The sequence below is a fragment of the Shinella agrisoli genome (assembly GCF_046557955.1).
Classification (GTDB): domain Bacteria; phylum Pseudomonadota; class Alphaproteobacteria; order Rhizobiales; family Rhizobiaceae; genus Shinella.
Map to the genome: position 1 here is coordinate 1 of NZ_JBJIEP010000027.1, position 26,875 is coordinate 26,875.

The following is a 26,875-nucleotide window of genomic DNA, read 5'->3' on the forward strand; positions in this document are numbered from 1 at the left end:
CGCGACCGGCTGCGTATCGGCGCGGGTCTTTCCTGGAACGTGTCGGACGACATGACCGTGCGTGCCCGCTACGACGGGCTGTTCTCCGGCGAGCAGGCCAACCACGCGGCCTCCCTCGGCCTCAACATCCGGTTCTGACGTGCGGACCGTTGGTGTTCAAAGGCTGGCGGTGCGGTCGCTCCGGTCTTCTATGCGGGCGACGATAAGGATGCTCCGCGGTGAGCTTGGATGCGGACCCGTCCATGCTCCTCCTTCGGCGCCACCACCGCCAGTTTAGCGGCGGCCTAACCAGCGCTGAATCAAACTCTCATGTCGGCCCTTTCCGCCTTCCTCTACACAAATGCCGATAGGTCTGACGTGAAGAGGAAGCCGGCATGGCAGTGGAAAAAGTGGATACGCTCATCATCGGCGCCGGCCAGGCCGGAGTCGCGATGAGCGAGCACCTCGGCAAGCGCGGCGTTCCCCATCTCGTCCTGGAAAGGAACCGCATCGCCGAAAGCTGGCGCACCGGGCGCTGGGATTCCCTCGTCGCCAACGGCCCCGCCTGGCACGACCGCTTTCCCGGCATGACCTTTGCCGGCCTCGACGGCGATGCCTTCGCCCCCAAGGATCAGGTCGCGGACTATTTCGTCGCCTATGCCGAACGGATCGGGGCGCCCATCCGCTGCGGCGTCGAGGTCACGGCCGTTCACAAGGAGGGCGACGGCTTCCGGGTCGAGACATCGGACGGCGCGATCGAGGCGAAGAACGTCGTCGCCGCCACCGGCCCCTTCCAGCGTCCGGTCATTCCGGCCGTGGTGCCGCCGGACGCAGGCATCAGGCAGATCCACTCCAACGCCTATCGCAATCCGGATCAACTGCCCGAGGGGGCCGTCCTGGTGATCGGCGCCGGCTCCTCCGGCACGCAGATCGCAGACGAACTGCTGCGATCAGGGCGGCGCGTCTATCTCTCCCTCGGCCCGCACGACCGGCCGCCGCGGCGCTACCGCGGGCGGGACTTCTGCTGGTGGCTGGGGGTTCTGGGCATATGGGACCTGAAGGTTCCGGCTCCCAACACGGAACACGTCACGATCGCGGTCAGCGGCGCCTATGGCGGGCAGACGGTCGATTTCCGGCGGCTGGCCGCACGCGGCATGACGCTCTTGGGGCGGGCGGAGACCTTCGAGGAAGGGGTGATGCATTTCGCGCCCGACCTTGCAAGGAACATCGCGCTCGGCGACGCCAACTATCTCTCCCTCCTCGACCAGGCCGACGACTACGCGTCGAGGAACGGCCTCGACCTGCCGGAGGAGCCGGAGGCCCGCAGGATGGAGCCGGACCCCGCCTGCGTGACCGATCCCGTGCTCGCGCTCGACCTCGGGGCGGTTGGCGTCACCACGATCATCTGGGCGACCGGCTACGCGCTCGATTTCAGCTGGGTGAAGATCGATGCCTTCGACGGGAAGGGCCGGCCCATTCATGAGCGGGGCGTCTCGAAGGTGCCGGGCCTCTACTTCGTCGGCCTGCCCTGGCTGTCGCGCCGGGCGTCTTCCTTCATATGGGGCGTCTGGCACGACGCGGATTATCTGGCGGGCCACATCGCCGAAAACCGGCAGGCGCGATCACCGTCACGGCCCGCAAGCTGGGCGTGACAATCGAAAGGCAGGGCAGCATGCGCCGGCTGCCGCACGCAGGAAGCGAGCATGCCATGATCCGCAACCCCGAAGCGGGCTCCGGCCCTGTCTTTCGCAATGCCGGCAGCGATGCCGCTCTTTCCCCGCGCCTGAATCTGTTCCTTAATTGGCGGCTCAACAAGGATACAGACATGGTCTTGCGCTTCACCCTTCGCCAACTGGAATATCTCGTCGCGGTCGGGGAATACGGTTCGGTCACCGAGGCTGCGGAGCGGGTGAACGTATCGGCGCCGTCCGTCTCGGCGGCGATCTCCCAGCTCGAACGGGAATTCGGCATCACGCTCTTCGTGCGCCGCCACGCCCACGGCCTCTCGCTGACGCAGGCAGGACGCAGTTTCGTCGATCAGGCGCGCCAGATCCTCGCCGAGGCGGCGAAGCTCAACGCGCTGTCGAACGAGTTGACCGGGCAGGTTCGCGGCCCGCTGCATGTCGCCTGTCTCGTCACCTTCGCCCAGGCCGTCATCCCGTCGCTGCGCCGCTCCTTCTCCGATGCCTATCCCGATGTCGACTTCTTCCAGTACGAGCGCGACCATGCGCGCATCCTCGAAGGGCTGCGCATGGCGCGCTTCGACATCGCGCTCAGCTACGACCTCGACATCCCCGCGGACATGGAGTTCCACGAGCTTGCGGTGCTGCCGCCCTATGCCGTATTGCACGAGGACCACCCGCTGGCGACCCGCCGCGAGGTGACGGTCGAGGACCTTGCGCCGCATCCCATGATCCTTCTCGACCTGCCGCACAGCTCGGCCTACTTCGTCTCGCTCTTCCGTGACACGGGGCTGACGCCGCATATCGTCGAGCGCACACGCGACATGTCGGTCATGCGCGCCATGGTCGCCAACCGTTTCGGCTATTCGATCGCCAACATCCGGCCGGTCTCCTCCTATGCGCTGGACGGCGGCAAGCTGGCCTTCGTGCCGCTCACCGGCGATCTGCGCCCCATGCGCATGGGCATTCTCGCCATGCGCGGCGCGAGCCCCGCGCTCACCGTCCGGCGCTTCATCGACTTCTGCGGCGAGAAGATCCGCGGCATGGGCATGCACCTGCCGGTCTCCGCCGGCGAACCCAGGGAACAGAAAGGCAGTTCATGACCACGACGACGTCCGACTGGCGCGCCCGCGCCGCTGGCCTGAAATTCCGCAACGGCCTCTATATCGACGGCGGTTTCCGCGACGCGGCGAAGGGCGGCAGGTTCGAGACCGTGAACCCGGCCAACGGGCAGGTGCTGACGGCCGTCGCCCGCGGCACGGCGGAAGACATCGACGCGGCCGTCGCCGCCGCCCGCCGCGCCTTCAACGATGGCCGCTGGTCCGGCAAATCGCCCGCCGAGCGCAAGGAGGTGCTGCTGCGCCTTGCCGCCCTCATCCGCGAGAACGTGCCGGAACTTGCCCTGCTCGACACGCTCGACATGGGCAAGCCGATCAGCGACAGCTCCACCATCGACGCGCCCGGCTCGGCCCATTTCTTCCAGTGGCATGCCGAGGCGATCGACAAGCTCTATGACGAGATCGCGCCCACCGGCCGCGGCGACCTCGCGATGATCCGCCGTGTGCCGCTCGGCGTGATCGGCGCCGTCGTGCCGTGGAACTTTCCGCTCGACATGGCGACCTGGAAGCTCGCGCCGGCGCTTGCCACCGGCAATTCCGTCGTGCTGAAACCCGCCGAGCAATCGCCGCTCTCCGCCCTCATGCTGGCCGAGCTTGCCTCCGAGGCCGGCCTGCCGGACGGCGTGCTGAACGTCGTGCCCGGCTTCGGCGAGGATGCCGGCCGCGCGCTCGGCCTCCATCCGGATGTCGATGCGCTGGTCTTCACCGGTTCGACGAAGGTCGGCAAGCTCTTCATGACCTATGCGGGGGAGAGCAACATGAAGCAGGTCTGGCTCGAGACCGGCGGCAAGTCGCCGAACCTCGTCTTCGCCGATGCCGATCTCGACAAGGCGGCCGGGATGGCGGCCTTCGGCATCCTGTTCAACTCCGGCGAGGTCTGCTCGGCCAATTCCCGGCTTCTGGTGCACCGCTCGGTGCAGGAGGAGTTCACGCAGAAGCTGATCGCGGCGACCGCCGCCTGGCCGCTCGGCGACCCGCTCGATCCGGCAACCCGCATGGGCCCGCTGGTCGAGAAGGCCCATGCCGACCGCGTCGCGGACTATATCGCCATCGGCCGCGCCGAAGGCCGGCTGGCGCACGGCGGCGAGCGCGAGACCCGCGACGGCTCGGACTGCTACATCCAGCCGGCCATCTTCAACGAGGTGCCGCCGGAGGCCCGCATCGCGCGGGAGGAGATTTTCGGCCCCGTCCTCGCCATCACGCCCTTCGACAGCGACGAGGAGGCGCTGCGCATCGCCAACGACAGCGAATACGGCCTCGCCACCTCCGTCTGGACGCGGGACCTGTCGCGGGCGCTGTCGGTTTCGGACCGGCTGCATGCCGGAACGGTCTCGGTCAACACGGTCGACGCGCTGTCCGCCATGACGCCCTTCGGCGGCATGAAGCAGTCCGGTTTCGGCCGGGACCTCTCCATTCACAGTTTTGACAAGTACTGCGCACTCAAAACCGTGTGGGTCAAGTATTAAGCACCTGCCCGTTTCGAGGCACGGCCTGGCCCAAGGATTGCTCATCGCGGGCGCCGGCCCCTGCATGCGTCTTTCAACGCTCGCGAGGGCCGGCTGAAACGGCACCACAACCCGCTGAAAATAAAAGATAAAATTTTTTCCGCTCGGCAGCCGGCACAGATTCTCGCTAAGGTTGAATTCACAGGTCGCTACACGAGCAGCCCCGATTAGTCTGAACCTAATCCATGCTTCCGGAACGCGTCATTTACCGGATGCCCTTCGCCAAATCCAATAGCCACCAGAAAGCCTGAGGACTGCCATGCGCGACAGCAAATACGATATCCTGTTCGAACCCGTGAGCGTCGGCCCGCACGTCGCCAAGAACCGGTTCTACCAGGTGCCGCATTGCAACGGCGGCGGCTACCGCGACCCTTCGGCGGCGGCGGCCATGCGCGGCATCAAGTCGGAGGGCGGCTGGGGCGTCATCTTCACCGAGCAGACCGAGATGCACCACACCTCGGAGATCACGCCCTTCATCGAGCTGCGCCTGTGGGAGGACAAGGACATTCCGGGCCTGCGCCGCATGTCGGATGCCATGAAGGTGCACGGCGCGCTCGCCGGCATCCAGCTTGCCTACTCCGGCATCAACGGCCCCAACTTCTATACCAAGGAGGTGCCGCTCGCCCCCTCCGCCCTGCCGATCCGCACCTTCACCAACGATCCGGTGCAGGCCCGCGCGCTGGACCGCACCGATATCAGGAACCTGCGCCGCTGGTTCGTCAACGCGGCGAAGCGCTCGAAGATCGCCGGCTTCGACCTCATCTGTCTTTACGGCGCGCACGGGTTCGGCATCTTCCAGCACTTCCTGTCGCGCGCCACCAACCAGCGCACCGACGAGTATGGCGGAAGCCTCGAAAACCGCTCGCGCTTTGCCCGCGAGGTGGTGGCCGACATCCGCGAGGCCGTCGGCGACACGACGGCGATCACCATGCGCGTCAGCCTCGACGAGACGATCGGCGAGCTCGGCTTTTCCAATGCCGAGGTGCGCGAATTCGTCGAGTTGAACGCCGACCTGCCGGACCTCTGGGACCTCGCGCACGGCGCCTGGGAGGACTGTTCCGGCCCGTCGCGCTTCAAGGAGGAAGGCGCGCAGGAACTGCTCGTCAAGGGCATCCGCGAGCTCTCCTCGAAGCCCGTCGTCGGCGTCGGCCGCTTCACCTCGCCGGACGTGATGGCGCGCATGGTGCGCCAGGGCGTTCTCGATTTCATCGGCTGCGCCCGTCCCTCCATCGCCGATCCCTTCCTGCCGAGGAAGATCGAGGAAGGCCGCATCGAGGACATCCGCGAATGCATCGGCTGCAACATGTGCATCACCGGCGACATGACCATGTCGATCAGCCGCTGCACGCAGAACCCGACCTTCATGGAGGAATGGCGCAAGGGCTGGCACCCCGAGCGCATGAACGAAAAGGGCGAGAGCCGGACGGTGCTCGTCGTCGGCGCCGGCCCTGCCGGGCTGGAGGCCACCCGCGCCCTTTCGCTGCGCGGCTATGACGTGACCCTGGCGGAAGCGACCACCACCCTCGGCGGCCGTGTCGCCCGCGAACGCTTGCTGCCCGGCCTTTCCGCCTGGGGCCGCGTCGTCGATTACCGCCAGTACCAGATTTCCCAGCGCACCAATGTGGAGACCTATTTCGACAGCCGGCTGACGGCCGAGGACGTGCTGGGCTTCGGTTTCGAGCATGTCGCCATCGCCACCGGCTCCCACTGGCGGCGCGACGGTGTCGCCCGCCAGCATGTCGTGCCGATGCCGATCGACCCCACGATGACCGTCTGGACGCCCGACGACATCATGGCGAAGAAGCATCCCGAAAGCCTCTCCGGCAAGACCGTCGTGGTCTATGACGACGACCACTACTACATGGGCGGCGTCATGGCCGAGGTGATGGCCAAGGCCGGTGCGAGCGTCATCCTCGTCACGCCGTCCGCCTATGTCTCAGACTGGACGCGCAACACGCTGGAGCAGGGCGCAATCCATGTGCGCCTCGACGAGCTCGGCGTCGACATCCGGCTGAACCGCGGCGTGACCGCCATCCGCGCCGGCGAGGTCGAGACCAACTGCGCCTATACCGGCAAGCGCGGCGCGATCGGCTGCGATGCGCTCGTCATGGTCGCCTCGCGCATGTCCGACGACCGGCTCTATTGCGACCTCGTGGCCCGGCGGGACGACTGGGCCGATGCCGGCGTCAGGAGCGTCAAGATCATCGGCGATGCCGCCGCGCCCGCGCCGATCGCCTGGGCGACCTATGCGGGGCACCGCTATGCGCGCGAGCTCGACACGCCGGACATCGGCGATGCGCTGCCCTTCCGCCGCGAAGTCACCGAACTCGAGCCGGCATGAGGAGAGACGGATGAACCAGCCCACGGCCATCGAAGTGATATCGGTCTCGAAGAGCTTCGGGACCTACCAGGCGCTGAACTCCGTCAGCTTCATCATCGGCAGCAACGAGTTCTTCACGATGCTCGGTCCCTCCGGCTGCGGCAAGACCACGCTTCTGCGCATGCTGGCCGGCTTCGAGAGTCCCGACGGCGGATCGATCCTCCTGAACGGCCGCGAGGTCATCGACGTTCCGCCGCACAGGCGGCGCGTCAACACGGTCTTCCAGAGCTACGCGCTGTTTCCGCACATGACGCTGGAGCAGAACGTCGCCTACGGGCTCGAAAACCTCGGCTGGGACCAGGCGCGCATCCGCCGCCGCGTCGGCGAGATGCTCGAACGGGTGCACATGGGCCCCATGGCCAGGCGCAAGCCCGCCCAGCTTTCCGGCGGCCAGCGCCAGCGCATCGCGCTTGCGCGCGCATTGGCCCCCGAGCCGGAAGTGCTGCTGCTGGACGAACCGCTTTCCGCGCTCGACCTGAAGCTCCGCCAGGCGATGCGGAACGAGCTGCGGACCCTGCAGCGCGACACCGGCATCACCTTCGTCTTCGTCACGCACGACCAGGAGGAGGCGCTCGACATGTCGGACCGCATCGCCGTGCTCGGCGGCGGCGAGGTGCAGCAGATCGGCACGCCGACCCAGATCTATGAGGAACCGGTCAACCGCTTCGTCGCCGATTTCGTCGGCGAGACGAATTTCCTCGACGTCGAGGTGCTGGAGACCGCGCCCGGCCAGGCGACCGTCCGCACGCCCTTCGGCGTGGTGCTGACGGCGCCGGCAACCGGCCGTGCCGCCGGGGATCGCGCCACGCTCTCGATCCGGCCGGAGAAGATCAATCTCGGCGACCAGGCGCAGGGCATCGCCTTCACCGGCCGCATCACGGACAAGAACTATATGGGCGGCTATACCCATTACACATTGGACGTCGCGGGTACGGCGCTGCGCGCCTCGCGCCGCAACGCCTCGCGCGAGGGAGACACGATCCCGCTCGGGGCGACCGTTCCGGTGGGTTTCGTCGCCGGCGCGGCGCGGGTGCTGGCGGCATGACGGACAGCGCGCTCCATGCCCCCGCCGAAACGGAACGCGCTCCCCGCGCCCGTTTCTGGCACGACCTTTCCTTCTGGGGGCTGCTGCCGTCCTGGCTGCTGATGGGCTTCGCGCTGATCCTGCCCATCGCCATCATCGCCGCCGTCTCCGTCGCCACGCGCGGCGCGCACGGCGGCTTCACCTGGGATCTGAATCCTGCCGGCTATCGCCAGATCCTGTTCAACGAAGGCTGGACGGGCGAGCTGGAATTCACCCCGCAATACCTCCTGATCATCGCGCGCACCTTCCTGCTCGCCGGCGCGACGACGCTGATCTGCCTCGTCTTCTCCATCCCGGTCGCCTACTTCATCTCCCGCCAGCCGGCCGGCCGCAAGGCGGCCCTCGTCTACCTGGTGACATTGCCGTTCTGGGTCTCGATGATCCTGCGCGTCTATGCCTGGATGATCATGCTCGGCAAGGACGGCACGCTGCCCCGCTTCCTCGAAAATCTCGGCTTCCCCGCCGGCATGAGCTTCATGTTCAACGACGGCGCGACGCTGACGGCGATGGTCTACACCGCCATGCCGCTGATGGTTCTGCCGGTCTTCGCCTCCATCGAGAAGCTCGACGGCACGCTGATCGAGGCCTCGCACGACCTTTACGGCGACCGCTGGGTGACGCTGCGCCGGGTGATCCTGCCGCTGACCGCCCCCGGCATCGTCGCCGGCGCCATCCTCGTCTTCGTGCCCTCGCTCGGCGCGGTGCTGGAGCCGACGCTGATGGGCGGCGGCAAGCAGATGATGATGGGTTCGCTGATCCAGCTTCAGTTCGGCGGCGGGCGCAACTGGCCCTTCGGCGCGGCGATCGCCATGACGCTGATGGCGCTCGTGATGGTCTTCCTGATCTACACGGCGCTGCGCGCCGCCCACAGGGAGGATACCCGATGAGCACCCGCCACGACGTCAAGCGCTACCCCGGCCTCGGCCCGCTGACGGTGCTGTTCTTCGTCTACCTCTACGCGCCGCTGGCCGTGGTGGTGATCTATTCCTTCAACGCCAACCGGATTGCCGGCGTCTGGACCGAGTTCTCCCTGCGATGGTACGCCTCGGCGCTCAACAATGCGGCGCTGATGAATGCGCTCGAGACCTCATTGACGGTGGCGGCCGTGGCGACGGTGGCCTCGACGCTGATCGCCCTTGCGGCGGCGCTGGCGATCATCCGCGGCAGGAACGTGCGCTTCCGCAGGCTCTCGGAGACGATCGTCAACCTGCCGCTGCTGTTGCCGGAAATCGTGCTGGCGGTGGCGACGCTGATCCTCTTCTCGCTGATCGGCATCCAGAACGGCATGCTGAAGCTGATCATCGCGCATTCCGCCTTCTGCACGCCCTTCGCCTTCCTGCCGATCCGCGCGCGCCTGCAAGGCATGTCGCTCGATCTCGAGGAAGCGAGCGCCGATCTTTACGCCGACCGCTGGACGACCTTCCGGCGGGTGACGCTCCCGCTGATCTTTCCCGGCGTCTTCTCCGGCGCGATGCTCGCCTTCCTGATCTCGATGGACGACTTCATCACCTCCAACATGCTGTCGACCGGCGGCACCACCACGCTGCCGGTCTACATCTTCTCGCTCATCCGCAGCGGCACGTCGCCGGAGCTGAACGCGATCGCCACGCTGCTGATCCTTGCCTCGCTGGTCCTTGCCACCGTCGCCCTTCTGGTCGCGGCGCGAGGCGCCCGTGAAATGCCCGAACCATAACCAAAGAGAGGAACAGACGATGAAAAGATACCTGGCAGCCACCGCCCTTGCTCTGGGCTTTGCGACCGCCGCACAGGCGGAGGGACAGCTCAACCTCTATGTCTGGGCCGAGTCCATCTCGCCGGCCCTGATCGAAAAGTTCTCCAAGGAGCATGACGTCAAGGTCAATGTCGACGGCTACACCTCGAACGAGGACCTCCTGACCAAGCTGCAGGCCGGATCGTCCGGCTACGACATCGCCACCCCTTCGCAACACTTCCTGCGGGTGATGATCGATGAAGGCCTCATCGAGAACTACGGCGCCAACAAGCTGAAGGCATACGAGAACATCGACACGCGCTGGCGCAACCAGTGGTGGGACGAGGAGCAGGAATATTCGATCCCGATCGCCTACGGCACCGCCGGCTTCGTCGTGAACACCGAGCAGTACAAGGGGCCGACCGACAGCCTCAAGTATTTCTTCGAGCCGGACGGCGAGCTCAAGGGCAAGATCGCCATGCTCTCCTACCCCGACGAGGTGATCGGCGCCGCCCAGCTCTATCTCGACGTGCCCTTCTGCACGGAGGACCAGGCCGAGATGAAGAAGGTGCTCGACCTCCTGATGGCGCAGAAGCCGTCCGTCGCCGTCTACTCCTCCGACAATATCGCAAGCCGCCTTGCCTCCGGCGAGGTCGCGGCGCATTTCTGGTGGGACGGCGAGGAATTGAAGGCCCGCACCAACGGTTCGCCCTTCGCGCTCGCGATGACCAAGGAGGGCCTCGTCGGCTGGATCGACAGCATGGTCATCCCGAAAGGCGCGCCGAACCAGGACAACGCGATCAAGTTCATCGAGTTCATGTCCACGCCGGAAAACGCCACCGAGCAGATGAACTTCTACGCCCATTCCTCGCCGATGAAGCTCGTGCAGGAAAAGGTCGTTTACACCAAGGAAAAGGCGCCGGAACTCTACCCGGAAGTGCCGGTGGTCTTCTCGCGCACCTGCTCGCCCGCCGCGCAGGACCTGGTGACGCGCGTCTGGACCCAGCTTCTGCAGTAATCCGCGGCGGGGGCGACCAGCCCCCGCCGCTCCTCGCGGAACGGAGCCAGCCATGCCCGCCGATCTCATCATCGTGAATGCCCGCGTGCGCGCCGTTTTCGCGCCGGCGGGAACGACCGCCGTCGCCGTTTCGCGGGGGCGCATCCTCGCGCTCGGCCCGGATGAAGCGATCCGCGCCCATGCCGGGCCCGGCACGCGCCTCATTGATGCGCAGGGACGGGAATTGTTGCCGGGCTTCATAGAAAGCCACCTGCATCTCTTCATGGGCGGGGCGACGCTCGCCATGCTGAACCTCGGCGCCACCTTCGGCTTCGAGGCGGCCCGTACCGCGCTTACGGCGTTCGCCGCCGCCAATCCGGGCGACGACATCCTCTTCGGCTATGCCGTCAACTACGTGATCTTCGGCGAGGACCGGCGGCCCGACCGCCATCTGCTGGACGCGATCATCGCCGACCGCCCGCTCTGCCTGCTGGCGACGGATATGCATTGCGCCTGGGCCAATACCCGCGCCCTGGAGCTCGCAGGCATCCTTAAAGGTGCCGATGTCGGCCACGGTGCCGAAGTGGTGATGGGCGACGACGGGCTTGCCAACGGCGAGCTGCGCGAATTCGCCGCCATGAACCGTGTCAGGATGCTCTCCCGCCTCAAGGGCCGCGATGGCCTGGACTACGATGGCGGCGGCGCGGTTTCGGACGAGGACCGCGCCCATGACAAGGCGCTGATCCGCAAGGCCGGCGACTATTGCGCCCGCCACGGCATCACCACCGCCGTCAACATGGACGGCAATGCCTACCAGGCCGGACTGATGCGCGATCTGGCGCTCGCCGGCGACATGCCCGTGCGGGTGAGCCTGCCGCTCCGGCTGGAACAGCGTCACGGTGCGGAAGGCGTCGCATTGATCGACGGCTTCGGCCCGGAGGTGCCGGACTGGCTGCATTTCGGCCGCATAAAACTCTTCATGGACGGCGTTTACGACACCTGGACGGCGCTGACCGTCACCGACTATCCCGGCCGGCCGGGCTTCCGCTCCGAGCCGCTCATCGCGCCCGACATCTTCAATGCGATTTGCATCGAGGCCGACCGGCGCGGTCTCCAGATCGCGACTCATGCCGTCGGCGACGGTGCGGTGCGCGCCACGATCGACGGCTACGAGGCCGCCCGCAGGGCCAACGGCCCGCGCGATTCCCGCCACCGGATCGAGCATATCGACACGATCACGCGCGAGGACCTGGAACGGCTCGCTCCCCTCGGCATCGTCGCGTCCATGCAGCCCGTCCACCCGCCGGGGTCGGCAGGGCTTCCGCTGGAACCCACGACCACGATCATGGGCCGCGACCGCTGGCCGACCGCCTTTCCCTGGCGGATGATCCGCGAGCGCGGTGTGCCGCTCGCCTTCGGCACGGATTGGCCGGTTTCGCCCATCTCGCCGCTCTACGCGATCCATTGCGCACTCACGCGCCGCCCGTGGGCGCCCGACATGCCCGACCAGCGGCTGACCCTCGACGAATGCCTCCTCGCCTATACCGCCGGCGGCGCCCATGCCGATTTCGCCGAGCACCGCCGCGGCCGGCTGGAACCCGGCTTCGACGCCGATCTGGTGCTGGTCGAGGGCTCGCTGGAAGGCCTTGGCGAAGCCGAGGACGCGGCCCGGATCGCGCTCACGGTCTGCAACGGAACAATCACCTACGACGAGGCACACTAATGGAGACCTTCGACCATATCGTCATCGGCGCGGGCTCGGCCGGCTGCGTGCTTGCCAACCGCCTGTCGGCCGATCCCGCCAGGCGCGTGCTGGTGATCGAGAACGGCGGCAGCGACCGCGACGTGCGCGTGAAGGTGCCGGCCGGCATCCTCGCCATGTACGGACGCCCGCGCTTCGACTACGGTTTCGTCGGCACGCCGCAGCCGGAGCTGAACGGCCGCCGCATCCCGGTGAACCGGGGCCGCATGCTGGGCGGCTCCTCCTCGCTGAACTCCATGCTCTATATCCGCGGGGCGCCGCAGGATTACGACGAATGGCGCGACCTCGGCTGCGAGGGCTGGGGCTGGCAGGGCGTCCTGCCGGTCTTCAAGGCGCTCGAAGGCAACCGGATCGGGCAGGACCCCGCGCTGCACGGCACCGAGGGCGAGCTCTGTGTCGACCGCCCGAAGGACCCGAACCCGGTCTGCCAGGATTTCATCGCCGCCGGCGAAAAGCTCGGCCTGCCGCGCAACACCGACTTCAATGGCCCGAGCCAGCTCGGCCTCGGCATCTACGACGTGACGCAGAGGAACGGCATCCGCTTCTCGGCCTACAATGCCTTCCTCGAACCGGTGCGCAGCCGTCCGAACCTGACGATCTGGACCGGCACCGAGGTTCGCCGCCTGGTCCTCGACGGCGCGCGCGTCACCGGCGTCGAGGTCTTGCGCGAAGGCCGGCCGGTCACCGTCGCCTGCCGCGGCGACATCGTCCTGTCCGCCGGCGCCATCGGCACGCCTATTATCCTCATGGCGTCGGGCATCGGGCCGGGTGCGGCGCTGCAGAAGGAGGGTGTGACGGTTGCCCGCGACCTTCCCGGCGTCGGCCAGAATCTCCGCGACCATGTCGACGGCATGATCACCGTGCGCAGTTCCTCCACCCGCACGCTCGGCATTTCCTTGCGCAATGCCGGCAAGCTCCTTGCCGCGCCCTTCCGTTTCGCGCTCGGCCGCAAGGGGCTCTTCTCCACCAACTATGTCGTGGCCGGGGGCTTTGCGAAAACGCGCCATGCCGGCGATTTGCCGGACGTGCAGTTCCACTTCGTGCCCGGCTATCGCAGCCATCGCGGCCGCCTCGTCGAATGGGGCCACGGCTTTGCCATCCACACCTGCGTGCTGCGGCCGAAATCGGTCGGCGAAATCCGCCTCTCCCGGCAGGACGGGTTTTTCGCGCCGGAGATCGATCACCGCTTCTTCAGCGACCCTCAGGACGCGCGCGTGCTGGTCGAGGGCATCAAGCTCGCCCGCGCGATCTTCGCCGCCCCGCCGATGCAATATCTGAAGGGCCGCGAGATCCTGCCCGGGCCGGATGTGCGCACCGACGACGAGCTCCTCGCCTATCTCAGGGCCGAGGCGCTGACCGTCTATCACCCCGTCGGCACGGCGAAGATGGGCCGCGATGCGCTGGCCGTCGTCGATCCGGTCTCGATGAAGGTCCACGGGATCGAGGGCCTGCGCGTGGCCGATGCCTCGGTCATGCCGACGCTGATCGGCGGCAACACCAATGCGCCTTCGATGATGATCGGGGAAAAATGTGCCCGCGCGATGCTTGGCTGGCGATCGGCAGGGACCGGGACATAGCTTTTTCCGAAGCGGAGGGTCAGTAAAAACGACTTAATCGCCCCGGAGCGCAGCGCTAGAGTCCGCCGGTTCATCCGTGCCGCGCATCAAGGAGATCCACATGCCCGTCCACACCCGCATCCGCCCCTTCAACACGAAGGACACCTATCCCGAGCAGAAGCTGAACAACGACCTCTGCCAGGCGGTGGTGGCGCGCGGCACGACGGTCTTCGTGCGCGGGCAGATCGCGCAGGACCTCGATACGCGCGAAAGCCTGCATATCGGCGATGCCGCGGCCCAGGCCCGCAAGGCGATGGAAAACATCAAAATGCTGCTCGAAGAGGCGGGCTCCGACCTCAGCCACATCTGCCGGGTCGTCGTCTACCTGATCGACATCCGCTACCGCGAGGCGGTGTATCGGGAAATGGGCAAGTATCTCCAGGGCGTCTTTCCGGTCTCCACGGGCCTCGTGGTATCGGCGCTCGCCCGGCCCGAATGGCTGGTCGAAATCGAGGCGACCGCCGTCATTCCCGACGAAGCCTGACGGGAGGACGACATGACTTTTTCCGTCTCCGGCCGCTGCGCCGACACCGGCATGTTCGGCATTGCCGTCTCCTCGTCCTCGCCGAGCGTCGCGGCACGCTGCGCCCATGTGCGGGCCGGCGTGGGCGCCGTCTCGACGCAGAACGTCACCGATCCCCGCCTCGGCCCGAAGGGCCTCGACCTGATGGCCGGGGGGCTTTCGGCGGAAGCCGCGCTCGCGCGCCTCGTCGCGGAAGCGCCGCTTATCGAGTACCGCCAGCTCGCGCTCGTCGATGCCGGGGGGCGGACCGCCACCTATTCCGGGCCCAGGACGCTCGGCACCCATGCATCCGCCCGCGGCGACAATGTGGTTGCGGCCGGCAACATGCTGACGACGACCGAAATCCCGCAGAAAATGGTCGAGGCGTTCGAAGCGGCAAGGGGCCGGCATCTCGGCGACCGCCTGATCGCGGCGATGCGCGCGGCGATCATGGCCGGCGGCGAGGAGGGGCCGGTCCATTCGATGGGTCTCGTGATGGTCGACCGCGTTCCCTGGAATGTCGCGGACCTGCGCGTCGACTGGACCGAGGGCGATCCGATCGAGGAATGCGCCGCGCTCTGGGAACGCTGGCGCAACGAGATGGACGCCTATGTCACACGGGCGCTGAACCCGGCCGACGCGCCGAGCTACGGCGTGCCGGGCGACCGCTGAGGGGATGGCCCTCGCCCATCGTTCAGGAAACGGACGGCGCATGATCCCTTCGACCCCGGAAATCCTCGCCCGCCTCGTCGCCGAGCCGACGGTCTCGCGGACATCGAACCTCGCCCTGCTGGACTATGTCGAGGGCCTGCTCCGCCCCGCCGGCGCCAGGATCGAGCGCTTCTTTCATCCGGACGGCAGCCGGGCCAGCCTCTGGGTGACCATCGGCCCGCACGGACCGGGCGGAGTCGTGCTTTCGGGCCACACGGATGTCGTGCCGGTCGACGGGCAGGACTGGAGCACCGATCCCTTCACCCTGACCGAGCGGGACGGGCGCCTTTACGGGCGCGGCGCGGCGGATATGAAGGGTTTCGTCGCCGCGTCGCTTCGCGCCGCCCTTGCCGCCGCCTCCCGCCCGCTGAAGCGGCCCCTGCATCTGGCACTCTCCTATGACGAGGAGATCGGCTGCATCGGCGTGCGCGGCATGATCGAGGCGCTGGCGGCGCGGCCGGAGCGCCCGGCGCTCTGCATCGTCGGCGAACCCACCGGCATGCGGATCGCGACCGGCCACAAGGGCAAGCTGGCGCTCAGGGCCTGCTGCCACGGACAGGAAGGGCATTCCGCGCTTGCCCCCAACGCGCTGAATGCGCTGCATCTCGGCGCGGCCTTCATCACCGCCCTGCAGGCGCGGCAGGAGGAAATCTCCCTTACAGGCAGGCGCGATCCCGGCTACGACATCCCCTATTCCACCATCCATGCCGGCATGATGCGGGGCGGCACTGCGCTCAACATCGTCCCGAACGCCTGCGAGATCGACTTCGAGATCCGCAACATCGCCGAAGACGCCGCCGAGGACATCCTCGCCGGCATCGAGGCGGACGCCGAAACCATCGCCGCGCCCCATCGCAACCGCTTCCCGATGGCCTGCATCGAGATCGAGCGGGTTTCCGGCTATCCCGGCCTCGACACCCGCCCCGACGCCCCGGCGGTACGGCTCCTCAACCGGATCCTCGGCGAGGACGGCGCCATGCTCAAGGTCGCCTTCGGCACCGAGGGCGGTCTCTTCCATCAGGAACTCGGCATCTCCACCGCCGTCTGCGGCCCCGGTTCCATGGAGCAGGGACACAAGCCGGACGAATTCGTCAGCAGCGACCAGCTCGCGCGATGCGACGCAATGCTTGCCCGCCTGGTCGAGGACCTCGCCTCGTGCGCATAGTGAGGTCCAAAGAAGCTTGATGGGGCGCTATCCCCTAAAGTCCGACGAGATCGCCGCCTTTCAGCCCGAGCATCATTGCGGGCCATTGCGGCTGCACAAATAATCCTCAAATGAATTCTTCACTGCGAAGCGATGATTGTGTACACACATGATCAGGAAATACAGACACGGCCAGCGTGGTGTTTGACTCGCCAGGCCGAACCGCGACCGCTTCTTGGAGAATGAGATGACCGGGCCGAGTGCCGTCAGGAATGACCGCCACCCTTCTCCAATCTCGAAATCCACCAAGGACGACTGGATCGCTGCCGCGGTCGATATCCTGATCCTGGAGGGCATCGATCAGGTAAAGATACAGGTGATCTCGAAGAGGCTCGGCGTTTCCCGCTCCAGCTTCTACTGGTTTTTCAAGGACATCGGCGAGCTGCAGGATGAGCTGCTCTCATACTGGTTGCGACGCAACACCGGTCCGGTGATCGAACGCGCTATGCGCCCAGCGAAAAACCTCACCGAAGCGGTCTGCAATGTCTTTGAATGCTGGATCAATCCATCGCTGTTTGATTCAAGCCTAGACACGGTCGTCCGTTTCTGGGCGCGCAAGGATCCGAACGTTAGATCCATCGTAGAACAGGCCGATCGTCAACGAATCGAGGCCTTGACTCACATGTTCAGTCGGTACGGGATGAAGGACGGGGAAGCGTTCATCCGCGCACGAGTCCTCTATTTCACGCAGGTCGGCTATTTTGCGTTGGAGGTGCGCGAGTCACTTGAGACCCGAACAAAGCACCTCCGCAACTATCTGCTGGCCCATATGGGGTCGGAACCCGACGAGAGCGCGCTGGAGGCGTACATCCGGCGGATCGAGGGCCTGAAGGGCAGGCCCGCATAACTGTTGCGCGCGGGGCGACGCTCCGTCCGAACCATCGATCGGCGAAAACCTGCGCCACGCGCCCACGGCGCCTTCCCCGCTTGGAAATTCTTGGGCGTTCGGAAACGTGTGCAGGCTTCTTCGAACAAATTTCTGGACACATATGAACATAGATGTTACGTCATCTGCATGTCCAGCCAAGGGAGGTCGGCCTTGAAGACCCGCTATCGCGTCATAATCATCGGTGGCGGCGTCGTCGGCGCTTCCGTGGCCTATCACTTGACGAAGATGGGCTGGACAGATGTGGCCATCGTCGAACGTGAAGTCCTCACTGCTGGTTCGAGCTGGCACGCAGCCGGCGGCTTCCACGCCCTGAATTCCGATCCCAACATCGCGGCTCTCCAGTCCTACACGATCGACCTCCTGCAGGAGATCGAGCGCGAGTCCGGCCAGAGCGTCGGCATGCACATGACCGGAGGCATCAGCTTCGCCTGCGCTCCGGAACGGTGGGAATGGCTGCAGTCGACCTATCGCGTCTTCCAGACGATGGGCATGAACGATGTGGAACTGATCGGGCCGGACGAGATCAAGCGGCTGGTTCCGATCATTAACGCCGAAGGGATCATAGGCGGCCTCTACGCGGCGAGGGAAGGCTACATCGATCCCTCGGGTGTGGTCCATGCCTATGCCAAGTGCGCGCGTATGCGCGGCGCGGACGTGATCGAGCACAACCGGGTCCTGGAGCTGAAGCATCTGCCGGACGGAACCTGGGACGTGGTGACGGAGAAGGGCACCATCCGCGCCGAGCATGTCGTCAATGCCGGCGGGCTCTGGGCCAAACAGGTCGGCCTCATGGCCGGCGTCGATCTGCCGGTGTCTCCGCTGGAACATCATTACCTCGTGACGGAAACCGTTCCGGAAGTCGCTTCGCTGGCACAGGAGTTCCCGGCGGCCGTGGACCTCGAAGGCTTCACCTACATGCGCCAGGAGCAGAAGGGCGTCCTTCTCGGCATCTACGAGCGAAAGTTCCAGCATTGGAACATGGACGGCGCCCCGTGGGATTACGGCATCGAGCTCATCCAGGAGGACACCGATCGGATCGCGGACGAGCTCGTCATGGCGTTCAACCGCTATCCCGTTCTGGAGAAGGCCGGTGTCCGCCGCTGGGTGAACGGCGCCTTCACCTTCTCTCCCGACGGCAATCCGTTGGTCGGTCCCGTGCGCGGCGTCCGGAACTACTGGGTGGCCTGCGGCGTGATGGCGGGATTCCTGCAGGGCGGCGGCGTCGGCAAGTCGCTGGCGGAGTGGATGGTCCATGGAGAGCCGGAGGCCGACGTCTTCGGCATGGACATCGCCCGCTACGGCGCCTTCTCGTCCAACCGCGAATATATCCGCCAGACCACCGGCCAGTTTTATTCGCGTCGCTTCGTCATGACCTATCCGAACGAGCAGCTTCCCGCCGGCCGGCCTCTGAAGATGCCGCCTGCCTACGATGCGATGACGGCCGCCGGCGCGCGATGGGGGGTTAGTTGGGGTCTCGAAATACCGCTTTACTTCGCGAAGGACGATTTCGTCGAGCAGCCGACGCTCAAGCGCTCCAACGCCTTCGAGATCGTCGCAAGGGAAGCGCGCGCGGTGCGTGAAAGCGCGGGACTCCTCGATATCTCGGCATATTCGCGTTACGAGGTCACGGGCGCCAAGGCGGCCCAATGGCTCGACCGTATCCTTGCGTCCAGGCTGCCGAAGCCCGGCCGGTCCCGCCTTGCTCCCATGCTCGGCCATGACGGCCGCCTGAAGGGCGATCTGACCGTCCTCAACTGGGGAGACGGCAGATGGTGGCTGATGGGCTCCTATTACCTGCGCGAATGGCACATGCGCTGGTTCGAGCACCTGTTGGAAGAGGACGTCCGGATCGACGACATCTCCGACAGCGTCGTCGGCTTCGCCCTCACCGGGCCGAGGTCGCGCGATATCCTCAAGAAACTCACGCATCGCGACCTGTCGAACGAAGCCTTTCCCCTCTTCGCCTGTTCCGAGCTCGATGTCGGGCTCCTGCGGCTGAAGGCGGCCCGCATCTCGCTGACGGGCGAGATCGGCTACGAGCTGAACTGCAAGGCCGTCGAGCATGCGACGCTTCGGCGGATGCTGCTTGAGGCCGGGGCTCCGTTCGGCCTTGTCGAGGTCGGGTTTGCCGCGGGACACTCGCTCCGGCTCGAGAAGAGCTTCGGCATCTGGAACCGGGAATTCACGCAGAGCTATACGCCGGCCATGACGGGGCTCGATCGCTTCATCGCGTTCGACAAGGGCGATTTCATCGGCAGGAGCGCCGCGCTCGCCGACAGGGAGCGCGGGAGTTTGCGCCGCCTCGTCACGCTTGAGATCGATGCCGTCGATGCCGATGCCAGCGGATACGAGCCGATATGGCAGGATTCCAAGTTCGTCGGCTACGTGACGTCCGGCGGTTATGGCCACACTCTGGGCAAGAGCCTTGCCCTGGCGCTCGTCGACCGGGCCGTCGCCGCCGAAGGAACGTCCGTCACCGTTCACGTCGTCGGTCGGGAGCGTTCGGCAACGGTCATTGCGCCATCTCCCTATGATCCTGGCGGCGCGGCGATGAGGCGGTAAGAGTCACTCCGTTCAGTCCTTGAGAAGGTACCAAGATGGACCTCGAACTGATCCAACGGATCATCCCGACACTGTTTCAGGCGGCGATCGTGACGGTCGAGGTCGCCGCGATGACGCTTGTCCTCAGCCTGGCGGTGGGCGCCGTGATCGCGGTCGCGCGCTTCTCCCGGTTTTTCCCGGTCCGGCTGCTGGCCGCGTCTTACGTCAGCGTGATCCGCGGCACGCCGGTCCTCGTGCAGCTTTTCATCGTTTTCTTCGGCGGGCCGCAAGTGGGCCTGCACCTCGAACCGATGGCCGCCGCCGTGATCAGCTTCGGTTTCAATCTCGGCGCTTACATGTCGGAGGCCATCCGCGGTGCGATCCTCGCCGTCGACCCGGGACAAAGGGAGGCGGCGCGCAGCCTCGGATTCAGCCGCGCGCAGACGATGCGGTTTTTCATCCTGCCGCAGGCGGCGCCCCTCATGGTCCGGTCGATCGGCGTGAACACCGTCGTGCTCGTGAAATCCACCGCGCTCATTTCGACGATCGGCATTGTCGACCTGACATACTCCGCGCAGCGCCTCGTGACGTCCACCTTCAAGCCGTTCGAGGTTTTCGGCGTGACCGCCGTCTACTACCTCGTCATCATCTACGGTGTGGCGAAGGCGGTGGATTGGCTTGAAGCCCGTTTCCGGAACAACGAAAGCCTTGCCAAATGAGCCTCGACTTCACCGTTGTGCCGGCTTTCCTTGGAACGATCGCGATCGGCGGCCTCTGGACGATCGTCATCACGCTGTTGTCCGCCGCAATCAGCCTGGCCGGCGGCATCGGCTTCGCGCTGATCCTGCTTTACGGACACCCGCTGATCCGGCTTCCGGTCCGCTTCGTCGTGTTCCTGTTCATGGGAACGCCGCTACTGCTGCAACTCTTCATGATCTACTACGGTCTTTCGCAGCTCGGCGTGAACCTGCCGGCGTTCTGGACGGGCGTTGCCGGTCTCGGCCTTCACTACGCGGTCTACAACGCGGACATCATCAAGGCTACGATCCGCAACGTCGATGTGGGGCAGAGCGAGGCGGCGCGCACGCTCGGTTTCGGCCGGATCGCGACGTTGCGGTATTTCGTGGTTCCTCAGGCTCTGCTCAATGCCGTCCCGCAGCTCGGCAACAACATGATCATCCTGCTCAAGGATTCCGCCCTGCTTTCCGTGCTCGGCATCACCGAGCTGGTCCTGGCGTCGCAACTGGCGATCAGCCGTACCTTCCGCCCCTTCGAGTTCTACATCACCGCGGCCGCATTCTATTACGTCATCAACCTCGCCATGGAGTTCGCTTTGCGCTGGGTGGCTGCCAAAACGGAGGAAATTCGATGACCCACCATCCTGCCGGCATGGTCGACCTCAAGGGCATCCACAAGGCCTACGGGAACCTTGAGGTGCTGAAGGGCATCGATCTCAGTGTGGCGCGGGGAAAAATCCTCTCGATCATCGGCCCGAGCGGTTCCGGCAAGAGCACGCTCCTGCGCTCCATCAACATGCTCGAGACCGTCAATGCAGGGGAGATCTGGCTTGACGGCGTCCGGGTGAACGCACCGCTGAAGGGCAGGGCCTTCGAAGCCCACATCAACAAGGTGCGGCAGGAAATGGGCATGGTCTTCCAGCAGTTCAACCTGTTTCCGCACCTGACGGTAATGCAGAACATCACCATCGGCCCGATCAAGCTCAAGGGTCTTGGCAAGCGCGAGGCGGAAGACCGGGCACGGGCGCTCCTCGCGAAGGTCGGCCTGTCCGAGAAGGCCGACGTCTATCCCGCCCGTTTGTCGGGAGGGCAGAAGCAGCGCGTCGCCATCGCGCGGGCGCTCGCGATGCAGCCGAAGGTCATGCTTTTCGACGAAGCGACCTCGGCGCTCGATCCGGAACTGGTCGACGAGGTCAACATGGTGATGAAGCAACTGGCCGAGGAGCACATGACGATGCTGATCGTGACCCACGAGATGCGCTTCGCCGCGGATGTTTCCGACCGGGTTCTGTTCATGGACGGCGGCGTGATCGTCGAAGAGGGGCCGCCGGACCAGGTCTTCACGGCGCCGATACAGGAGCGGACGCGCAATTTCCTTCGCAAATATCTGGGTGGCTAGAACCTAAGACGAGACGGAAAAGCGAGGGTGGGACGGGATCCATGGCCGCATGGCCATGGCGGAGGTTCTGCGCGCTCTGCGGGCAGGGTGGCGTGCTGCAAAAAAAAGCGATGGGATCATCAATCGGAACGAACATGGCTGAATATTCGGTTTTTTCGCTTGTCAGGCACGCGCTGGGCGGCAACCGCGGCTGGCGCGAGGCATGGCGCAAGCCGCAACCAAGGGACCGCTACGACGTCGTCGTCGTCGGTGGCGGCGGGCACGGGCTTGCGACGGCCTACTATCTGGCGAAGAACCATGGCCTGACGAATGTGGCCGTCGTGGAGAAGGGCTGGATCGGGGGCGGAAATGTGGGGCGCAACACCACGATCGTCCGGTCGAACTACCTGCTGCCGGCCAATCAGCAGTTCTACGAGTTCGGCCTGAAGCTCTGGGAGCAGCTATCCCACGAATTGAACTACAACGTCATGTTTTCCCAGCGCGGCTCGGTCTACCTGGCGCATGACCCCGGCCAGATGGACGCGCTCTACCGCCGTGGAAATGCGATGAGGCTCGCCGGAATCGATGCGGAGATGCTGACGCCGCAACAGGTGAGGGATCTCGCGCCGGGTCTCGACATCGCGGCCGACGCGCGCTTTCCCATCCTTGGCGGTCTCAATCAGCCGCGTGCGGGCACAGCACGGCACGATGCCGTCGCCTGGGGCTATGCCCGGGCGGCGGACCGCCTCGGCGTCGATATCATCGAAAACTGCGGCGTGACCGGCTTCATCCGCGAGGGGGAGCGTGTCGTCGGCGTCGAAACGGTGCGGGGAACGATCCGTGCCGATAAGGTCGCCGTCGCCGTGGCCGGCGCGACGAGCGAGGTCATGGCGATGGCCGGTATCCATGACCTGCCGATCGAAAGCCATGTCCTCCAGGCCTATGTGTCGGACTCGCTGAAGCCGGTCCTGGACACCGTGATCGTCTTCGGCTCCGGCCATCTTTACATCACCCAGTCCGACAAGGGCTCGCTCGTCTTCGGCGGCGATCTGGACGGCTACAATTCCTACGCCCAGCGGGGAAACCTGCCGGTGCTCGAAGATCTTATGGCGGGCATCGTCAATTTCTTCCCAGGGCTCGCACAGGTTCGTCTTCTGCGCAGTTGGGGCGGCATCATGGACATGTCGATGGACGGATCGCCGATCATCACGACCGGCCCGCTGCCGGGAATGTACCTCAATGCGGGCTGGTGCTACGGCGGCTTCAAGGCGACCCCGGCATCGGGCTTCTGCTTTGCGGATACCATCGCCAACGACCGGCCGCACAGGCTCGTCGAACCCTTCAACCTGAACCGTTTCGCCCTCGGCAAGGTGCTCTCGGAAAACGGTTCCGGCCCCACACCCCGTTTGCACTGAGACCCGGCGATGCAGATAAGATGCCCCCATTGCGGCCCGCGCGACCTGTCGGAATTCACCTATCAGGGCGATGCCACGCGGGACTATCCCGGTCTCGACAGCGACGATGCCGATCTCTGGGATCGGTACGTGCACGCCCGCAAGAATCCGGCCGGGCCGCACAGCGAGTTCTGGCACCACACCGGTGGCTGCCGGTCCCATCTTCGCGTCCTGCGCGATACGCGGGATCATCGGATTCATGCCGTGGAGCTCGCTACCGGAGGCAGGTCATGACCAGATACCGCCTCGCCAAGGGCCTCGATGTCGATCGCGCCAGGCCGGTGCGGTTCACCTTCGACGGCCGGGCCTATGCCGGTTTGCACGGCGATACGCTTGCGTCCGCTCTGCTGGCTGCCGGGAATACCCTGTTCGGACGTTCCTTCAAGTATCACAGGCCGCGCGGATTGCTGTCGGCCGGGATCGAGGAGCCCAATGCGCTCGTCACGGTTCTGCGCGGCGATCGCCGAGAGCCCAACCTTCGCGCCACCGAGGTCGAGCTGTTCGACGGCCTCGTCGCCGAGAGCCAGAACCGGTTTCCTTCGCTCGACTTCGACGTCCATGCCGTGAACGGCATGGCCGGGAAGATCCTCTCGGCGGGTTTCTACTACAAGACCTTCATGGGGCCGAAGGCGCTCGGCGGAACGCGTTTCTGGCATGTCTGCGAAGGCTTCATCCGCCGGGCTGCCGGTCTCGGAAAAGCCGGAGAGGCCGCCGATCCGGATCGCTACGAGAAGGTCAACGCCTTCGCGGACGTTCTGGTGGCGGGCGGCGGAGTCGCCGGCATGCGGGCGGCTCTTGCCGCGTCGGAATCCGGCGCCAGGGTCATTCTTGCGCATGGCGGCCCGAACCTCGGAGGCATCGCCAGGTGGTCGGGAAGCACGGTCGACGGCCAGCCGGCGAATGAGTGGATCGACAAGACGGAGGCCGAGCTGCGCCGGCGCGGCAATGTCCGGATCCTCCTGAGATGCATGGTCTGGGGCGCCTATGACGGGTCGGTCTTCGCCGCCCTGGAGAAGGTCTCGGATCATCGCGGGAAACCCGCGCCGGGCGCGCCGCGCCAGCGCCACTGGGTCATCCGCACCGAAAGCGTTGTGCATGCGACGGGCGCGCATGAGCGGCCGCTCGTCTTTCCGGGCAATGACAGGCCGGGGGTCATGCTGGCGGCGAGCGCTGCGCGCTATGCGTCGCAATATGCGGCTGCCCCCGGGCGGCGCGTGGTCGTCTTCACCAACAATGATAGCGCCTATGCCAGTGCGCGCATCCTGCACGCGGCCGGGGTGAGCGTGTCCGCCATCGCCGACCTGCGTCCTGCCGTCCCGGACGCCGCAAAAGCCATCGCCCGCGACGTCGGCGCCGAGCTCCTTGTGGATCATGTGGTCGTTGCAACCCGCGGCCGCAGGGCGATCGACGGCGTGGTGGTTCGCAGCGGGGACGGGAGCACGCGCCGACTGGCCTGCGATTGCCTGGCAATCTCGGGCGGCTGGTCGCCCGCGATCCAGCTTGCGACGCATGGCGGCTCGAAGCCCGTCTGGAATGCGGCACGCCAGTGCTTCACGGTGGAAGGCGCCGCGGGCATGGCCGCGGCGGAATTCGATTTCGGACCGGGCCTGTCTCCAAATCCCGCCGATGTCCTGGAGGTCGACGCCGAGGGAAAGGCGTTCGTCGATTTCCAGCATGACGTCACCACGGACGATATTCGCCTCGCCCATCGGGAGGGCTTCAGCGCGATCGAGCATCTGAAACGCTATACGACCCTGGGAATGGCGACCGACCAGGGCCGCAGCGCGAATGTCGCGGCGATGGCGATGATCGCAAGGCTGACGGACCGCTCCGTCGAGGCGACGGGCACGACGCGGTTCCGGCCCCCGGTCGCGCCCGTCCCGGTGGCCGCGCTCGCCGCCGAGCGCAAGGATCACGTCCGCGCGATCCGGCGGACCCCGATGCACGACTGGCATCTCGCCCACGGCGCCGAGATGATGCCTTCCGGCCTGTGGCAGCGTCCCCGGATCTACCGGCGCGCCGGCGAGACGCTTCAGGATGCGATCACGCGTGAGACGCTGGCCGTCCGCCAGGGCGTCGGCCTGGTCGATGTCTCGACCTTGGGCAAGATCATGGTCCAGGGCCCGGACGCGGGCGCCTTTCTCGACCGTATCTATGCGAATCGCTTCTCGACGCTCCTGCCCGACCGGGCGCGCTACGGTGTGATGCTGCGCGAGGACGGCCACGTGATGGATGACGGAACGGTCTGGCGACTGTCCGAGAACGACTGGTTCATGACGACCTCGACCGGCCAGGCCGGCAATGTCCTGATGCATCTCGAATATTGCCTCGACATCCTCTGGCCGGATCTCAAGGTCGCGGTCTGCCCGGTCACCGACGAATGGGCCGGCATGGCGATCGCGGGACCGAAGTCGCGGGACGTTCTTGAAGCGTGCGTGTCGGGCATCGCCGTTTCCGACGAAGCTCTGCCCAGGATGGGCATCGTCCACGGCTCCATTGCGGACAGGCCGGTCATGGTCGCCCGGCTGTCGTTTTCCGGCGAGCGCGCCTTCGAGGTTTTCACGCCCGCCGGAAACGGGCTTTCGGTCTGGCAGAGGTTGCTCGACGCGGGCGCCGCCATGGGCATCACGCCCTACGGGATCGAGGCGCTGGACACGCTCCGCATCGAGAAGGGCCATCTGACGGCCGCCGAGATCGACGGCCGGACGACCGCGCGGGACCTCGGGCTTGCCTGGGCGCTCTCGAAGGAAAAGCCCTTCGTCGGCAAGGTCCTGATGGAACGGCCGGGCCTCAATGCTTCAGACCGCCTGCAACTCGTCGGCCTGATCCCGGAAGACGGGCAGACCATCAGCGGCGGAGCGCATATCACCGAACGTTCCGCGGAAAGCGGACCTGTGCCAAGCCTCGGCCACGTCACCTCCGCCTGCCTGTCGCCGAGCCTGGGGCGGCCCATTGCCCTGGGCCTGCTCAGCGCCGGCCGGGAGCGGTTGGGGCAGGTGCTGTGGCAAAGCGACCCGTTGCGATCGCGTTTCGGGAAGGTCCGGGTCGTCTCTCCGCACTTTTTCGATCCAGAGGGGGAACGTCAGAATGGCTGAGAGTGCAATTCACCGGTCGATGGCGCTGCGGATCGAAGGCCTTTGCGAAGCAAGGCTGGTGCAGATCGCCTTCTATGCGAGAAGCGGGAGCGGGTCCGCCGGGCATCTTCCGATACCGGCCGGCCTCACCGCAGACGGCTGCTTCACCTTTTCGCCCGCGCCCGGCCGGGTGATGCTCTATAGCCCCGTCTCGAGCGGCTGGTCCGGCACCGCCGATGCCGTGCCTCCTCATTTCGGCTGCGTCACCGAGCTCAGCCATTCCCGCAGCGCCTATGTCGTCAGCGGCTCCGGCGCCGAGCGGTTTCTGGCGTCGCTTTTTGCGATCGATTTTTCGACTGCGTCCTTCCCGATCGGCAAGGGCATTGCGACCGTCCATCACGAGGCGCCGGTATACCTCATCCGCGCCGCCGCGGATGCGTTTCATTGCCTGGTGGCACGCTCCTTCGGCCGGGATTTCGAAACGGTCATGCGCAACGTCGCCAAAGGGTGGGATGATGCCCGTGCAGCCGACCTTCAACCCCGATGAGCTT

The 26,875-nt window shown here is 66.0% G+C and carries 22 protein-coding genes; all 22 read left to right on the forward strand.

Features of this window, described 5'->3' with window-relative positions; translation table 11 throughout:
- Positions 1–374: 374 nt before the first annotated feature.
- The 22 genes from ACIIOY_RS22640 to ACIIOY_RS22745 all read left to right on the forward strand — a co-directional run bounded on the left by ACIIOY_RS22640 (position 375) and on the right by ACIIOY_RS22745 (position 26,871).
- Positions 375–1,631 (forward strand): flavin-containing monooxygenase, encoded by a 1,257-nt coding sequence (locus ACIIOY_RS22640; RefSeq protein ID WP_411036934.1) that lies wholly within the window; start codon positions 375–377, stop codon positions 1,629–1,631.
- A 173-nt stretch (positions 1,632–1,804) separates the two neighbouring features.
- Positions 1,805–2,764: a LysR family transcriptional regulator gene (locus tag ACIIOY_RS22645; RefSeq protein ID WP_411036935.1), complete on the forward strand. Its 960-nt coding sequence runs from the start codon at positions 1,805–1,807 to the stop codon at positions 2,762–2,764.
- The gene (locus ACIIOY_RS22650) at positions 2,761–4,245 is read left to right on the forward strand and encodes an aldehyde dehydrogenase (protein ID WP_411036936.1); all 1,485 of its coding nucleotides are present in this window, start codon (positions 2,761–2,763) and stop codon (positions 4,243–4,245) included. The genes ACIIOY_RS22645 and ACIIOY_RS22650 overlap by 4 nt, the downstream gene beginning before the upstream one ends.
- A 298-nt stretch (positions 4,246–4,543) precedes the next feature.
- Positions 4,544–6,625: an oxidoreductase gene (locus ACIIOY_RS22655; RefSeq protein WP_411036937.1), complete on the forward strand. Its 2,082-nt coding sequence runs from the start codon at positions 4,544–4,546 to the stop codon at positions 6,623–6,625.
- Positions 6,626–6,635: 10 nt separating this feature from the next.
- A complete protein-coding gene (locus ACIIOY_RS22660) occupies positions 6,636–7,709 on the forward strand; it encodes an ABC transporter ATP-binding protein (RefSeq protein WP_411036938.1) in 1,074 nt (357 codons plus the stop codon).
- On the forward strand, positions 7,706–8,635 hold the full coding sequence (locus ACIIOY_RS22665; RefSeq protein WP_411036939.1) for an ABC transporter permease: 930 nt from the start codon (positions 7,706–7,708) through the stop codon (positions 8,633–8,635). Before ACIIOY_RS22660 ends, ACIIOY_RS22665 begins: the two co-directional genes overlap by 4 nt.
- Positions 8,632–9,441: an ABC transporter permease gene (locus ACIIOY_RS22670; RefSeq protein ID WP_411036940.1), complete on the forward strand. Its 810-nt coding sequence runs from the start codon at positions 8,632–8,634 to the stop codon at positions 9,439–9,441. The genes ACIIOY_RS22665 and ACIIOY_RS22670 overlap by 4 nt, the downstream gene beginning before the upstream one ends.
- A gap of 19 nt (positions 9,442–9,460) precedes the next feature.
- Positions 9,461–10,477: an extracellular solute-binding protein gene (locus ACIIOY_RS22675; RefSeq protein WP_411036941.1), complete on the forward strand. Its 1,017-nt coding sequence runs from the start codon at positions 9,461–9,463 to the stop codon at positions 10,475–10,477.
- A 52-nt stretch (positions 10,478–10,529) separates the two neighbouring features.
- Complete coding sequence (locus tag ACIIOY_RS22680; RefSeq protein WP_411036942.1) at positions 10,530–12,179, forward strand: amidohydrolase; 1,650 nt, start codon at positions 10,530–10,532, stop codon at positions 12,177–12,179.
- Complete coding sequence (locus ACIIOY_RS22685) at positions 12,179–13,795, forward strand: GMC family oxidoreductase (protein WP_411036943.1); 1,617 nt, start codon at positions 12,179–12,181, stop codon at positions 13,793–13,795. Before ACIIOY_RS22680 ends, ACIIOY_RS22685 begins: the two co-directional genes overlap by 1 nt.
- 100 nt (positions 13,796–13,895) lie before the next feature.
- Positions 13,896–14,318: a RidA family protein gene (locus tag ACIIOY_RS22690; RefSeq protein WP_411036944.1), complete on the forward strand. Its 423-nt coding sequence runs from the start codon at positions 13,896–13,898 to the stop codon at positions 14,316–14,318.
- A 12-nt stretch (positions 14,319–14,330) separates the two neighbouring features.
- Positions 14,331–15,008, forward strand: coding sequence for a DUF1028 domain-containing protein (locus ACIIOY_RS22695; RefSeq protein ID WP_411036945.1), 678 nt, complete (start codon positions 14,331–14,333; stop codon positions 15,006–15,008).
- A 40-nt stretch (positions 15,009–15,048) separates the two neighbouring features.
- Positions 15,049–16,212, forward strand: a complete 1,164-nt coding sequence (gene argE, locus ACIIOY_RS22700) for an acetylornithine deacetylase (protein ID WP_411036946.1) — start codon at positions 15,049–15,051, stop codon at positions 16,210–16,212.
- A gap of 226 nt (positions 16,213–16,438) precedes the next feature.
- Positions 16,439–17,098 carry a TetR/AcrR family transcriptional regulator gene (locus tag ACIIOY_RS22705; protein WP_411036947.1) on the forward strand — a complete coding sequence of 220 codons (660 nt, stop codon included), beginning with the start codon at positions 16,439–16,441 and terminating at the stop codon, positions 17,096–17,098.
- 192 nt (positions 17,099–17,290) lie between these two features.
- A complete protein-coding gene (locus tag ACIIOY_RS22710) occupies positions 17,291–19,702 on the forward strand; it encodes a GcvT family protein (RefSeq protein WP_411036948.1) in 2,412 nt (803 codons plus the stop codon).
- A 35-nt stretch (positions 19,703–19,737) separates the two neighbouring features.
- Positions 19,738–20,400 (forward strand): amino acid ABC transporter permease, encoded by a 663-nt coding sequence (locus ACIIOY_RS22715; protein WP_411036949.1) that lies wholly within the window; start codon positions 19,738–19,740, stop codon positions 20,398–20,400.
- Complete coding sequence (locus ACIIOY_RS22720) at positions 20,397–21,053, forward strand: amino acid ABC transporter permease (protein WP_411036950.1); 657 nt, start codon at positions 20,397–20,399, stop codon at positions 21,051–21,053. The genes ACIIOY_RS22715 and ACIIOY_RS22720 overlap by 4 nt, the downstream gene beginning before the upstream one ends.
- Entirely contained in the window at positions 21,050–21,817 is a 768-nt protein-coding gene (locus ACIIOY_RS22725; RefSeq protein ID WP_411036951.1) for an amino acid ABC transporter ATP-binding protein, read from the forward strand. Before ACIIOY_RS22720 ends, ACIIOY_RS22725 begins: the two co-directional genes overlap by 4 nt.
- A 134-nt stretch (positions 21,818–21,951) precedes the next feature.
- A complete protein-coding gene (locus tag ACIIOY_RS22730) occupies positions 21,952–23,211 on the forward strand; it encodes a sarcosine oxidase subunit beta family protein (RefSeq protein WP_411036952.1) in 1,260 nt (419 codons plus the stop codon).
- A 9-nt stretch (positions 23,212–23,220) separates the two neighbouring features.
- Complete coding sequence (locus ACIIOY_RS22735; protein ID WP_411036953.1) at positions 23,221–23,484, forward strand: sarcosine oxidase subunit delta; 264 nt, start codon at positions 23,221–23,223, stop codon at positions 23,482–23,484.
- Positions 23,481–26,345: a 2Fe-2S iron-sulfur cluster-binding protein gene (locus ACIIOY_RS22740; RefSeq protein ID WP_411036954.1), complete on the forward strand. Its 2,865-nt coding sequence runs from the start codon at positions 23,481–23,483 to the stop codon at positions 26,343–26,345. The genes ACIIOY_RS22735 and ACIIOY_RS22740 overlap by 4 nt, the downstream gene beginning before the upstream one ends.
- Positions 26,338–26,871: an aminomethyltransferase family protein gene (locus tag ACIIOY_RS22745; RefSeq protein ID WP_411036955.1), complete on the forward strand. Its 534-nt coding sequence runs from the start codon at positions 26,338–26,340 to the stop codon at positions 26,869–26,871. The genes ACIIOY_RS22740 and ACIIOY_RS22745 overlap by 8 nt, the downstream gene beginning before the upstream one ends.
- Positions 26,872–26,875 lie beyond the last annotated feature (4 nt).

Coding starts and splice junctions, on each gene's coding strand:
- ACIIOY_RS22640 (WP_411036934.1), top strand. CDS start 375: ATGGCAGTGGAAAAAGTGGATACGCTCATCATCGGCGCCGGCCAGGCC.
- ACIIOY_RS22645 (WP_411036935.1), top strand. CDS start 1,805: ATGGTCTTGCGCTTCACCCTTCGCCAACTGGAATATCTCGTCGCGGTC.
- ACIIOY_RS22650 (WP_411036936.1), top strand. CDS start 2,761: ATGACCACGACGACGTCCGACTGGCGCGCCCGCGCCGCTGGCCTGAAA.
- ACIIOY_RS22655 (WP_411036937.1), top strand. CDS start 4,544: ATGCGCGACAGCAAATACGATATCCTGTTCGAACCCGTGAGCGTCGGC.
- ACIIOY_RS22660 (WP_411036938.1), top strand. CDS start 6,636: ATGAACCAGCCCACGGCCATCGAAGTGATATCGGTCTCGAAGAGCTTC.
- ACIIOY_RS22665 (WP_411036939.1), top strand. CDS start 7,706: ATGACGGACAGCGCGCTCCATGCCCCCGCCGAAACGGAACGCGCTCCC.
- ACIIOY_RS22670 (WP_411036940.1), top strand. CDS start 8,632: ATGAGCACCCGCCACGACGTCAAGCGCTACCCCGGCCTCGGCCCGCTG.
- ACIIOY_RS22675 (WP_411036941.1), top strand. CDS start 9,461: ATGAAAAGATACCTGGCAGCCACCGCCCTTGCTCTGGGCTTTGCGACC.
- ACIIOY_RS22680 (WP_411036942.1), top strand. CDS start 10,530: ATGCCCGCCGATCTCATCATCGTGAATGCCCGCGTGCGCGCCGTTTTC.
- ACIIOY_RS22685 (WP_411036943.1), top strand. CDS start 12,179: ATGGAGACCTTCGACCATATCGTCATCGGCGCGGGCTCGGCCGGCTGC.
- ACIIOY_RS22690 (WP_411036944.1), top strand. CDS start 13,896: ATGCCCGTCCACACCCGCATCCGCCCCTTCAACACGAAGGACACCTAT.
- ACIIOY_RS22695 (WP_411036945.1), top strand. CDS start 14,331: ATGACTTTTTCCGTCTCCGGCCGCTGCGCCGACACCGGCATGTTCGGC.
- argE (WP_411036946.1), top strand. CDS start 15,049: ATGATCCCTTCGACCCCGGAAATCCTCGCCCGCCTCGTCGCCGAGCCG.
- ACIIOY_RS22705 (WP_411036947.1), top strand. CDS start 16,439: ATGACCGGGCCGAGTGCCGTCAGGAATGACCGCCACCCTTCTCCAATC.
- ACIIOY_RS22715 (WP_411036949.1), top strand. CDS start 19,738: ATGGACCTCGAACTGATCCAACGGATCATCCCGACACTGTTTCAGGCG.
- ACIIOY_RS22720 (WP_411036950.1), top strand. CDS start 20,397: ATGAGCCTCGACTTCACCGTTGTGCCGGCTTTCCTTGGAACGATCGCG.
- ACIIOY_RS22725 (WP_411036951.1), top strand. CDS start 21,050: ATGACCCACCATCCTGCCGGCATGGTCGACCTCAAGGGCATCCACAAG.
- ACIIOY_RS22730 (WP_411036952.1), top strand. CDS start 21,952: ATGGCTGAATATTCGGTTTTTTCGCTTGTCAGGCACGCGCTGGGCGGC.
- ACIIOY_RS22735 (WP_411036953.1), top strand. CDS start 23,221: ATGCAGATAAGATGCCCCCATTGCGGCCCGCGCGACCTGTCGGAATTC.
- ACIIOY_RS22740 (WP_411036954.1), top strand. CDS start 23,481: ATGACCAGATACCGCCTCGCCAAGGGCCTCGATGTCGATCGCGCCAGG.
- ACIIOY_RS22745 (WP_411036955.1), top strand. CDS start 26,338: ATGGCTGAGAGTGCAATTCACCGGTCGATGGCGCTGCGGATCGAAGGC.